The following is a 10942-nucleotide window of genomic DNA, read 5'->3' on the forward strand; positions in this document are numbered from 1 at the left end:
ACAACACCCCATCTGTATTATTGTCATCCTAATTCCATACCACTATCTTCAACCAACATTTGACTTTTTGACCACAATAGTCTGTTGGGATTTTTTTTAACTTTGAAACGTTTTTACAGGCTTGTTAAACACGCATATATACTATACAAACTAAAAAGCATTTTAGCCCGTATGTAGGTGTTTATGAAAGGATTAAACCCCTTTAAACAAAACATTGTAAATAATGCTTTACCCCGCGTACTAAAACAAAACCCTTAAAAGGCAATTGTATCAGTAATGTTAAGCATCGATTCACAATTATTTACGGCAAAATAAGTTTGTATTGCGTAATTGTATTGAACACATGAATTTTAATCGCTTTATAAAAAATTTACTACTCCCCCTACTTTTACTATTTTGTTCAATACCTGTATTTGCGCAAAGTACCATTGTTAGCGGCACCGTTACTGATGCCAACACCAAACAACCACTATCTTTTGTTACCGTAGCTTTCAATGGCTCAACCATCGGCATTAATACTACCGACCAGGGTAAATACACATTGCGTACATCGCGCACCAATCTTACCCAAATAAAAGCCAGCTTTGTAGGCTATAAACCAGCCTTACTTACTATAGTTCCGGGCAAAACGCAGGTGATCAATATCCGCCTTTTCCCCGAAGCACAGGCTTTACAGGAGGTTACCGTAAAATCGGGTAAGAAGCAGAAATATACCAATAAGGATAACCCGGCGGTGGAACTGATTCGCCAGGTAATTGAGCACAAGCCGCAAAACCGCCCTGAGGCCTACGATTTTGTGGAGTACCGCGCTTACGATAAATTACAGTTATCATTCATCAACGTATCTACCCAACTGGCCGAGAAGAAGTTTTTCAGGAAGTATAAGTTTATTTTAGATAACCGCGATACCACACTTGTACCGGGCAAATCGTTACTGCCCATGTACCTTGATGAAAAGCTGACCCAAAACTATTACCGCAAAAACCCTGAAAAGAAACGCACGGTGGTGTTAGGCCAAAAAAGTGTAAACTTTGGCGCTGCTATAGATCATGACGGCCTTGGCCAATACATTAAGCATATTTATGCCGATGTAGATATTTATGATAACAATATCTTCCTGATCACTAATAACTTTTTAAGCCCGATATCAAATTCGGCACCTACATTTTACAAGTTCTTCATCACCGATACCGTGATGGTGAACAATAACAAGCTGATAGAGTTAAGCTTCACCCCGCGCAACACTACCGACCTGCTGTTTGAGGGCAAGATCTACATTACCCAGGACGGTAACTTCGCGGTGCAAAAGGCTGAACTGATCGTTAACAAAAACATCAACCTTAACTTTGTAAAATCGCTTACGGTTAACCTGGATTTCGAACAAAATCCGGATGGCCGCTATCACCTGAGCAAAAGCGATATCCTTGCCGATTTTGGCCTGAACAAGAAAAAGAACGGCGGTATTTTTGGCGATCGTACCATCACCTACAAAAACTACATTGTAAACAAGCAACTGCCCGATACCACTTATACTAAAGAAGAACCAATAGAAGTATCGGACGAGGTGAAGCACCGCAGCGATGATTTTTGGGAGAAGAACCGTTTAGATACTTTAACCACGGCCGAATCTAAGGTGTATAAAAATATCGACAGTCTTTCTAAAATGCCGTCGTTCCGCCGTACGATGGATATCGCAACGCTGGTACTGGCCGGTTATAAATCATTCGGCCCCTTCGAGATGGGCCCGGCTAACGCATTTTACAGCTTTAATCCTATAGAAGGCTTCAGGCTGCGCCTTGGTGGCCGTACCACACCCGAATTGAGTAAGCGTTACTATTTTGAAACCTACGGTGCGTATGGTTTTAAGGATGAAAAGTGGAAGTACTTTTTCAGCGCCACCTATTCACTAAACGATAAATCCATTTATAAGTTCCCGCAAAACTATATCCGTGCCAGTGTAAACCGCGACACCAAGATACCAGGGCAAAACCTGCAATTTGTGCAGGAGGATAACTTTTTGCTATCATTTAAACGCGGCGAGAACGATAAATACCTGTACAACGATTTTTATAAGCTCAACTACGTGCACGAGTATTACAGCCACTTCTCATACGCGCTGACTTTGAGCAACTGGACACAATCGCCTGCCGGCTCTTTGTATTTTATACAAAATGCCAACACCGCGAATGCCAATACCATCCACAGCTTAACTACTACCGAGGCCGAGCTGCAACTGCGCTACGCCCCGCACGAACAATTTTACCAGGGCAAGATCTATCGTATCCCTATCCCTAATACCTACCCTATTTTTACGGTTAACTATACACAGGGGATAAAAAATGTGTTCAACAGTTCGTATAATTATCAAAATATCGATCTGCGCTGGGACCAGCACATCCTTGAATCGATATTCGGTTATTCGGATATTTCTGTTGAGGGTAACCGCATACTGGGTAATGTACCTTATCCGTTGTTGAATATTCACCAGGCCAATCAAACCTATGCCTACGATATCGAATCGTACAACCTGATGAACTTTTTAGAGTTTGTGAGCGACAAGTATGTAGCCCTGAAGATCGATCAGCACTGGGAAGGTTTCTTCTTTAATAAGATACCGCTGCTAAAAAAATTAAAACTTCGTGAAACCACATCGTTTAAATTATTGTATGGTAGTGTAGGTGATAATAATAACCCCAACATCCACCCGTCGTTATATGCCTACCCGGTGCAGGCTAATGGCGCGCCTATCACCTATGGTTTAGGTAATACCCCTTATATGGAGGGCAGCGTTGGCGTGGAGAACATATTTAAATTTATACGTGTAGACGCGGTAAAACGCTTCTCATACCTTGATCATCCGGGCATAGCCACCTGGGGTTTACGTACCAGGGTTAAGTTTGATTTTTAATTTTTGTATTTTTAGCTGCTTTTTAAAACAGATCATGGACACGCAGGCACCTACTTCATTACGCACTAACCTGCAGTTAGGCATTTACAAGGTGATAGACCCCTTTGTTAAACTTTTAATAAAGCTGGGCCTTACGCCAAATGCCGTAACATCAATTGGTTTTGTGCTGAATGTGGGTGTAGCCGTGATATTTATCATCGGGGCCGAAGAAGGCAACCGCGGCGACCTGAGCTATGTAGGCTGGGCGGGCGGCCTGATCTTATTTGCCGGCTTGTTTGATATGCTGGACGGGCAGGTTGCGCGTTTGGGCAATATGAAATCAACATTCGGCGCCCTGTACGATTCGGTGCTCGACCGTTACAGCGAGCTCATTATGTTCCTGGGTATCTGCTATTACCTGGTGGCGCACCACTATTTCATCAGTTCCATCGCGGCTTTTATCGCCATGATCGGCTCGATGATGGTAAGTTATGTGCGTGCCCGTGCCGAGGGGCTTGGTGTTGAGTGCAAAGGCGGCCTGATGCAACGCCCTGAGCGTGTGGTAACTATTGGCCTTTGCGCCATTTTGTGCGGAGTAATGTCTATTTACCTGGGCGGAAATTACAAATTGTTTATCCCTGGTATTAAATATCACGTGTTCGAAACCATCTCGATATTTACCATCCCAATCGTCATCCTTTCGTTTTTAACAAATATTACCGCTTTTAACAGGTTGGTTGAAGCCAAAAAATCGCTGTTAGAGAAAGATAAGAATAATAACAACCTTAATTAATGCGCCCTCTATTTCTATTATTACTGGTATCCTCCATATTTCTGCAGGGGTTTACCAGTCAAAAGGTGAAGATCAATGCCGACGGTGATACCGTAAAAAGAAACTTAAGAAAAGAACTTCACTTTCCCGAACCGACAAACGTTAGCAAACTTTTCTACATTCAGCGCGACCCTAACACCAACACACTGATATACGAACTGAATACCGATAAAAGCGGCAACCTGGATACCGATAACCCTATGCACGTATACTGGATAAAGTATGCCGAGAAAGGCCAGCGCGAAGAACTGAACTATATACAGCGCAAATTTGCCTACGGTATTACCACCAAGCCTATAAAAAACGATGAATATGATGTGCGTTTTGTAGCTTATAAAAAGCTTCCGCTCAACCTGCAGCGCAGCAATGACGGGAAATATCATATCTTCGCCACAATTGCTAAGAAGCAAGCCATACTAAATCGTATATTTGTTAAAATTGACGGCGGATCGTTCTGGATACCCAACATTATTTATGTGGAGATGACCGGCACCGACCCATCGACAGGAAAAGAGATAGCTGAGCGTTTTAAACCCTGATTGAGCAATGAAAAAGAACTATGTTTCGAACTCTACCGAGAGTGTACGAATGTTTAAAAGCGACTTTTTGGAGAGTCTTTCAAAGGTGCATTTCACCGTGCCCCTGTATGTATATATCCCCGTGATACTGGCCTGCACTTATACGGCGCTGGCTGTTACCGGTTTAGGCGTGGTAAACTTTATCGAAATGTTTATCGCCGGGCTGTTCATCTGGACGCTGACCGAATATGTACTGCACCGCTTTGTATTTCATTTTGTACCGAAATCAAAATGGGGTTTGCGTCTGCACTTTATCTTCCACGGCGTACATCACGATTACCCAAGCGATGCCTTGCGCCTGGTGATGCCGCTTTCGGCAAGTATTCCACTGGCTACCGGTTTCTTCTTCTTGTTTAAGGCCCTGTTGCCGCATGATCATGTGTATGGTTTCTTCGCCGGCTTTATCCTGGGTTACCTGTTTTACGATATTGGCCACTACGCCATACACCACTTTAACTTTAAAGGCGGCATGTGGAAAAGGATCAAACAACACCACATGCTGCACCACTATGGCGATCCGAGCCGCGGCTACGGGGTAAGTTCGCCGTTTTGGGATAAGATCTTCCGTTCCGATTTCGCTAAAAAATAGTATGCAGCAGGCTAAGGCCCCGGGCGTTACGGTTAACGCCCGCTCTATTACTTTTCTAACTGTTGTTTCGGTAGTTTATTTGTTACTATCGCGCTTTTTCATCGGCCCCAAAAGCGATGAACTGGTGCTGGTGGTAATTGTGAACGTGCTGTTTTATGCCGCGCCTATCACCCGCAAGTTTATTTTAGGCTTCTCGATATTTGTGATCTATTGGATCATATTTGATTCGATGAAGGCTTGGCCTAACTACCGTTTTAACCCGGTGCATATTAAAGAGCTTTACGATTTTGATAAAGGCTTATTCGGTACCTGGTACCAGGGCAAGCGCATCACCATGAACGAATACTGGCTGATCAATCATACGCCAACTGTCGATCTGATCACGGGCTTGTTCTATTTATGCTGGATACCCGTACCGCTGGGTTTCGCTACTTATTTATTCTTCACCCGCAAAAAGGAATTCCTGTATTTCGCCCTCACATTTTTCACGGTGAACATACTGGGCTTTATTATTTACTACACCTATCCTGCCGCCCCGCCATGGTATGTGCAAATGCGTGGCTTCCAGTTCATCGCTAATACACCCGGTAACACCGGCGGCCTGGCCCGCTTTGATAGCCTTGTACATGCCGATGTTTTTAAAGGTATTTATGTAAAAGGGTCAAACGTTTTCGCGGCCATGCCTTCGCTGCATTCATCGTACCCGGTTATTGTGCTTTACTACGGCCTGCGCAACAAGCTGAAGTGGGCGAATATCTTTTTCGCCATGGTAATGTTGGGTATTTGGTTCACTGCTGTATACGCCAGCCATCACTATGTGGTTGACGTATTGTCAGGAATAGTGTGTGCTATAACAGGCATTTCTTTATTTAATTTTATAGCCAAACTTAAACCGGTACAATCATTTTTAAATAAATACGCAAGTATTATCTCCTGATATCAGCTTACCGATATTCGTTATCAATATTTTTAAATACTAATTAAATCCCCTTATCCGCTCTTTAATCCGGGAACCGGCCCTGGATAAAAAACGGCATATTATTTGCACGTGTAGGTTTAACTGAAACTTATATGAAAAAAGCACTACTTATTTTCATTATTTGCTTTACCGCATCTGTGCAGCGTATACATGCTCAAATGGCGGCGGTTTCAGGCAGTTCAGTATCCGCTGTAACATCATCCAGCTATATATCAGGCGCTATAACCGATACTATAAAGTGGGATGCCTTTATAACTAAAAATAAGGCAACTTTAGCAAAAGCACAGGCTGCGATTGCTGCAGCAAAACAAGCGGATTCATTAGATTTTGTTACCATGCTGGCCACCACCGCTAATGACCTGAAAAACAACATTGGCGTATACGGCTTATTTTATCCCAAAGTAGAAATAGCGAAGGTTGAACCTCAGCCCGAAGCTGTAAAGATCAATCCATACAAACACCAGGATTCGCTGGCATTTATCCACTTGCTGTTAGCCAACACCGATAGCATGAAAAGCCGGATAGGCTTGCTATCCTTTGTCCCAACCCGAAGCATCACAGCCGAAAGGGTACTGATAGTGTCTGATAACGACAAGCACCCCGAAGTGCTGGCATCGACAGATGTAAGTATGGCCTATTATGTACGCGCGCTGGAAAAGGCCGATACTGCAAACAACCCTTTTAAACCGGTTACCGATGATGAATTGCAGGCCAGTTTGGGGAAAAGAATAGCAGCGTCCTTTAAAGACCTGGCAGCTACCGATACGCTGCAACCATCGATGCGCCCGCAAACACCGGCACCTATTGCCCAGCTTAAACAACAGCTTGTGCTGGTTACCAATGATACCATAAGAGGATCGTACTATCAGAAAATAGCTGATTATTACCTGTTAAAATACGATTCGGTAACGGTGAGAAAAACAAAGCTGGCCTACCAGGAAGCAGCTATCGAGTATACCATGAAGGCCCTGCATTCGTATTCAAAATACAGCAATAACCTGGGCCTGCGCACCTGCTTTAATAACCTGGCACGTGTTTATAAAGATCAGCGGAAGTTTAGCCAGGCTAAATGGTTTATCCTGCAATCAAACACCATGTCGCGCCAGATCAACGATGTGCCTAATATCATCTCCAGCCTGGTGGTTTTGGCCGATATTAAAATGGCGATAAAAGATTACAGCCTGGCCAAAGGCGATTTGGAGGAGGCGTTAACGCTGTCTACCCAAAATAAATTCCCAAAGCAGGAATCGATAGTGCAGGTAAGCTTTTCAAATCTCTATACCAATTTAAAAGATCCTAAAAAGGCGACCATCGCCTTAAAGCGCCATGATTTTATAGAAGATTCCCTCGTAAAAGCCGAAGAAGCCCAACGCCTTGCCGAACTGAAAGCACAGGATAGCACCAGGCAGGTCAAAAAAAAACTCTATACCTCAGCTGGCAAAAAAGACTTGAAAACAAACTCGCTCAAGAAAACAGTTTCATTATAATATTAATTGCGACTATTACGTTAATAGTTGCCACCCTGTTAATTTACTATCGTAAAAAGAAAAAGTAATTTTCGCGCGATTAAACCCGGGCTTTAAAGGGCAGTCTTATAGACAATTATGAGAAAAATGATTTTCGGAGGGGTACTACTTCTCATTTTAACCATCGCCATCAGCACCGGTCGCTCACAACAGCCACCGCCCACGGGCGAACGGTTTAAACAGGATTTTTTAAACTACATTAACTACAACCGCGCACGCGGCTGCAATTGCGGCACCAAATGGTTTCCGCCTGCGCCACCCTTAACATGGAATAATATGCTGCAAAAATCGGCTTACGGGCATGCTAAGGATATGAACGACAGGCGCTACTTCAGCCACGACAGCAAGGATGGGCGCAGCATGCAAGACAGGATCGTATTTGCCGGCTACATTTTTAAAGGTTACGAAAGTTTTACCGTTGGCGAAAACATTGCCCAGGGCCAGCAAAGCATTAACGAGGTAATGGCCGACTGGTTTAAAAGCGAAGGCCACTGCCACAACCTGATGAACCCCGCGTTTAAAGAGGTAGGCATATCGCAATATAACGATTACTGGGTGCAGGATTTCGGGGGCAGGGTACCTTTCGCGCCGGGAGTACTGAAAAAGATCCAGGAGGGGAAAATAAAATTGAGCCAGCAGGTATCGGCGGCTAACTGATAATTTTAACCACAAAGGGCACAAAGAAACAGGAACACAAAGTTCATAAAGATTTTTTACGCTATGCAAGGCCATATGTATTAAACTACATGTGGCTTTTTATTTTTTTGTGTGCTTTGTGAAAACCTTTGTGTTCTTTGTGGTTAAATAATCAGCCATATAGATGTATCTTAGTATCTATGAAAACAACCCTCTGCATCGCCGCCCTTGGCTTACTTATCGCCGGCAACGTCCACGCGCAAAAATCGCCGGCCGCCTTTACCTTTAATGGCAAGCTAAGTGGCAAACCTATGGATTCGGTTTTTGTTGATTATGCAAATGCTGATGGCAAATACACACATGCCGCCGAAGCGATAAAGAATGGTACCTTCAGCATCAGCGGGAACATTAATCACCCAACAAGCGCGAGGTTGTTGTTTAAAACATCAGGCGAGGTAATTCCCCGTACTGCTCTTGAAGCCCGCACCCGCCAGTTTTATATTGAACCCGGTACTATAAGCCTTACCGGCGATGCAACCGACCTGAGGACACTGAAAATAACCGGCTCGAAAACCGAATTGGAATACCAGGAATTGCAGGCAAAAGTGTTACCCATACGCGATGAGATGAAGCCGGTGCTGGATGAATACTACGCCGAAAAAGACCACGAAAAACAGGCCGCTATCCGCGATAAATTTGAGCCTTATCAAAACCGGATCAAGAAGGCCACCTACGCTTTTTTTATTGCGCACCCTACCTCCTATATTACTGCCGACCAGATCAAATTCTATGTTTCCTCAATGCGTTTGGATTCGATCAAACGTGTATACGATGGTTTTAACACCGCACTGAAAGAAAGCGATAACGGTAAGGAACTGGCAAAAGAGATAAAGGATATCGAATCGGGTTCGCCAGGTGTTTTGGCGGCCGTTTTCAGCAAGAACGATATTGATGGTAAACCCCTTTCCCTGGCCGATTTTAAAGGCAAGTATGTAATGCTCGATTTTTGGGCCAGTTGGTGCGTGCCCTGCCGCGCCGGTAACCCACACATGATAGCGCTGTATAATAAATACAAAGGCAAGGGGTTGGAAATTATCGGCATATCCGACGATGACACCAAACCCGAATTATGGAAAGCCGCCGTTGCCAAGGATGGTGTAGGTATCTGGAAACATGTACTGCGCGGACTAAACATGCAACTGGCCATGAAGCGCCTGCCAAACCCAAATGACATCAACAGCCTTTACGGTATCCATACCATCCCCACCAAAATACTGATCGACCCGCAAGGAAAGATCGTCGGCCGCTTTGGCGATAGTATTGGCGGCACGGATGAGGATATGGATAAAATGCTGGCTTCGGTATTTAAGTAAAGAGCAATCTTCATGCACAGTTCCTTATAATCAGAAACATCTCTGTGCTCTTTGCGGTTCTACCTTTGTGTTCTTTGTGGTTAAATTTACTGCCCTGTTCTTCTAACAGGAGTAGAGGTTGCATAAGTATGGGCAGATATCCACATCAATCGTTCATCATTCATCACACTGCAATAATAAATTTGTCCACACACTCATTTGCCAAATTTTAAGGTAAATTTGGATAACCTGACATCGTACTTATATATGAAATTTCAACAATTGTTAGAGGAGGTAAAGCAGCATGTACTGGCGTATTACGAAGTGCACCACGATGAAACCCTCATCTATCACGATTTGGCGCATACCAAAGATGTAGTAACCAACGCCACCCGCATTGCCAACCATTACCAACTAAGCGACGAGGATTTTTTCATCGTAATAGCCGCCGCCTGGTTTCATGATATCGGCTATTTTACCGATAAGCAAAACCACGAGGCCCGTGGCACCGAACTTGCCGCCGAACATTTAAAAAGCCTGCATGTAGATGACGCCGTAATTGAGAAGGTGCGCGGCTGTATAATGGCCACCAAAATGCCGCAAAACCCAACCGGCTTGCTACAGGAAATTATTTGCGATGCCGACCTTTTTCATCTGGGCACCAACAGTTTTACCGACCGTACCAAGCAACTGCGCAAGGAATTTGAAATTTGTAAGCATGCCGATATCGACAAACAAACCTGGCGGCAAAAAAGCATCGAGCTGCTGGGCCAGCACCGCTATTTTACAGATTATGCCCGCCTGTTATTGAGCGATCAGCAGGAGAAGAACCGTTTAAAACTGGTGGAAAAACAAGAAAAGGCAATGGAAAAAGAAAAGAAGGAAAATGCAGTGGTGCCTGCCGATACCACAATCGATACTAAAGAAGACCATACGCACGACGACCATGATAATGATGATGATGGCCCGCACCTGGAAAAGGTAAAAAAGAAATCGAAGGGCGACCGCCCGGAAAAGGGCATCGAGACCATGTTCCGCATTACATCGGGCAATAATCAGCGCCTCAGTGATATGGCCGACCAAAAGGCGCATATCCTCATCACGGTAAACTCCATTATTCTTTCGGCCATCATTAGTTTGGTATTGAAAAAGCTGGACGAGAACGCGTTTTTAACCATCCCAACATTTATCCTGCTGACCATCAGTTTAATATCGATGATATTTTCTATCCTGGCTACCCGTCCAAATATCCCCAACGGTACCTTTACCCAGCAGGATATGGATAATAAGACGGTCAACCTGCTGTTCTTCGGTAATTTTTATAAGATGGACCTGGATACCTATACCCATGGCATGATACAGGTAATGAACGATACCGATTTCCTGTACGGCACGCTGATCAAGGACGTATACTCCCAGGGCGTGGTGCTGGGGCGCAAATACCGCTTCCTGCGCGCGGCATATAACATTTTTATGTTTGGGCTGGTGATAGCCGTATTGGCTTTTATAGTAGCTTCTGTGATCCATACAGCCGACACGGCACCTGTAGCACCGGTACGTTAA

At 44.3% G+C, this 10942-nt stretch carries 9 protein-coding genes; all 9 read left to right on the plus strand.

Going from position 1 to position 10942, the window contains the following annotated elements:
* The first annotated feature begins 343 nt into the window (after nucleotides 1–343).
* The 9 genes from HQ865_RS14460 (at nucleotide 344) to HQ865_RS14505 (ending at nucleotide 10942) form a co-directional block, all read left to right on the plus strand.
* Complete coding sequence (locus HQ865_RS14460) at nucleotides 344–2908, plus strand: DUF5686 and carboxypeptidase-like regulatory domain-containing protein (protein ID WP_173415570.1); 2565 nt, start codon at nucleotides 344–346, stop codon at nucleotides 2906–2908.
* Between the two features lie 34 nt (nucleotides 2909–2942).
* On the plus strand, nucleotides 2943–3680 hold the full coding sequence (locus HQ865_RS14465) for a CDP-alcohol phosphatidyltransferase family protein (protein ID WP_173415571.1): 738 nt from the start codon (nucleotides 2943–2945) through the stop codon (nucleotides 3678–3680).
* Nucleotides 3680–4258, plus strand: coding sequence for a DUF4833 domain-containing protein (locus HQ865_RS14470; RefSeq protein WP_173415572.1), 579 nt, complete (start codon nucleotides 3680–3682; stop codon nucleotides 4256–4258). Before HQ865_RS14465 ends, HQ865_RS14470 begins: the two co-directional genes overlap by 1 nt.
* A gap of 7 nt (nucleotides 4259–4265) precedes the next feature.
* Nucleotides 4266–4886, plus strand: coding sequence for a sterol desaturase family protein (locus tag HQ865_RS14475; RefSeq protein ID WP_173415573.1), 621 nt, complete (start codon nucleotides 4266–4268; stop codon nucleotides 4884–4886).
* Nucleotide 4887: 1 nt separating this feature from the next.
* Nucleotides 4888–5823: a phosphatase PAP2 family protein gene (locus HQ865_RS14480; RefSeq protein WP_173415574.1), complete on the plus strand. Its 936-nt coding sequence runs from the start codon at nucleotides 4888–4890 to the stop codon at nucleotides 5821–5823.
* A gap of 134 nt (nucleotides 5824–5957) precedes the next feature.
* Nucleotides 5958–7352, plus strand: coding sequence for a hypothetical protein (locus HQ865_RS14485; protein ID WP_173415575.1), 1395 nt, complete (start codon nucleotides 5958–5960; stop codon nucleotides 7350–7352).
* Nucleotides 7353–7469: 117 nt separating this feature from the next.
* The gene (locus tag HQ865_RS14495; RefSeq protein WP_173415576.1) at nucleotides 7470–8048 is read left to right on the plus strand and encodes a CAP domain-containing protein; all 579 of its coding nucleotides are present in this window, start codon (nucleotides 7470–7472) and stop codon (nucleotides 8046–8048) included.
* A gap of 179 nt (nucleotides 8049–8227) precedes the next feature.
* Complete coding sequence (locus tag HQ865_RS14500) at nucleotides 8228–9400, plus strand: TlpA disulfide reductase family protein (protein ID WP_173415577.1); 1173 nt, start codon at nucleotides 8228–8230, stop codon at nucleotides 9398–9400.
* 246 nt (nucleotides 9401–9646) lie between these two features.
* Complete coding sequence (locus tag HQ865_RS14505) at nucleotides 9647–10942, plus strand: Pycsar system effector family protein (RefSeq protein ID WP_173415578.1); 1296 nt, start codon at nucleotides 9647–9649, stop codon at nucleotides 10940–10942.

It is taken from the genome of Mucilaginibacter mali (assembly GCF_013283875.1).
GTDB lineage: Bacteria > Bacteroidota > Bacteroidia > Sphingobacteriales > Sphingobacteriaceae > Mucilaginibacter > Mucilaginibacter mali.

Excerpts from the sequence above, each read along its gene's own strand:
- HQ865_RS14505 (WP_173415578.1), top strand. The coding sequence starts at position 9,647 with ATGAAATTTCAACAATTGTTAGAGGAGGTAAAGCAGCATGTACTGGCG.
- HQ865_RS14480 (WP_173415574.1), top strand. The coding sequence starts at position 4,888 with ATGCAGCAGGCTAAGGCCCCGGGCGTTACGGTTAACGCCCGCTCTATT.
- HQ865_RS14495 (WP_173415576.1), top strand. The coding sequence starts at position 7,470 with ATGAGAAAAATGATTTTCGGAGGGGTACTACTTCTCATTTTAACCATC.
- HQ865_RS14475 (WP_173415573.1), top strand. The coding sequence starts at position 4,266 with ATGAAAAAGAACTATGTTTCGAACTCTACCGAGAGTGTACGAATGTTT.
- HQ865_RS14460 (WP_173415570.1), top strand. The coding sequence starts at position 344 with ATGAATTTTAATCGCTTTATAAAAAATTTACTACTCCCCCTACTTTTA.
- HQ865_RS14485 (WP_173415575.1), top strand. The coding sequence starts at position 5,958 with ATGAAAAAAGCACTACTTATTTTCATTATTTGCTTTACCGCATCTGTG.
- HQ865_RS14465 (WP_173415571.1), top strand. The coding sequence starts at position 2,943 with ATGGACACGCAGGCACCTACTTCATTACGCACTAACCTGCAGTTAGGC.
- HQ865_RS14500 (WP_173415577.1), top strand. The coding sequence starts at position 8,228 with ATGAAAACAACCCTCTGCATCGCCGCCCTTGGCTTACTTATCGCCGGC.
- HQ865_RS14470 (WP_173415572.1), top strand. The coding sequence starts at position 3,680 with ATGCGCCCTCTATTTCTATTATTACTGGTATCCTCCATATTTCTGCAG.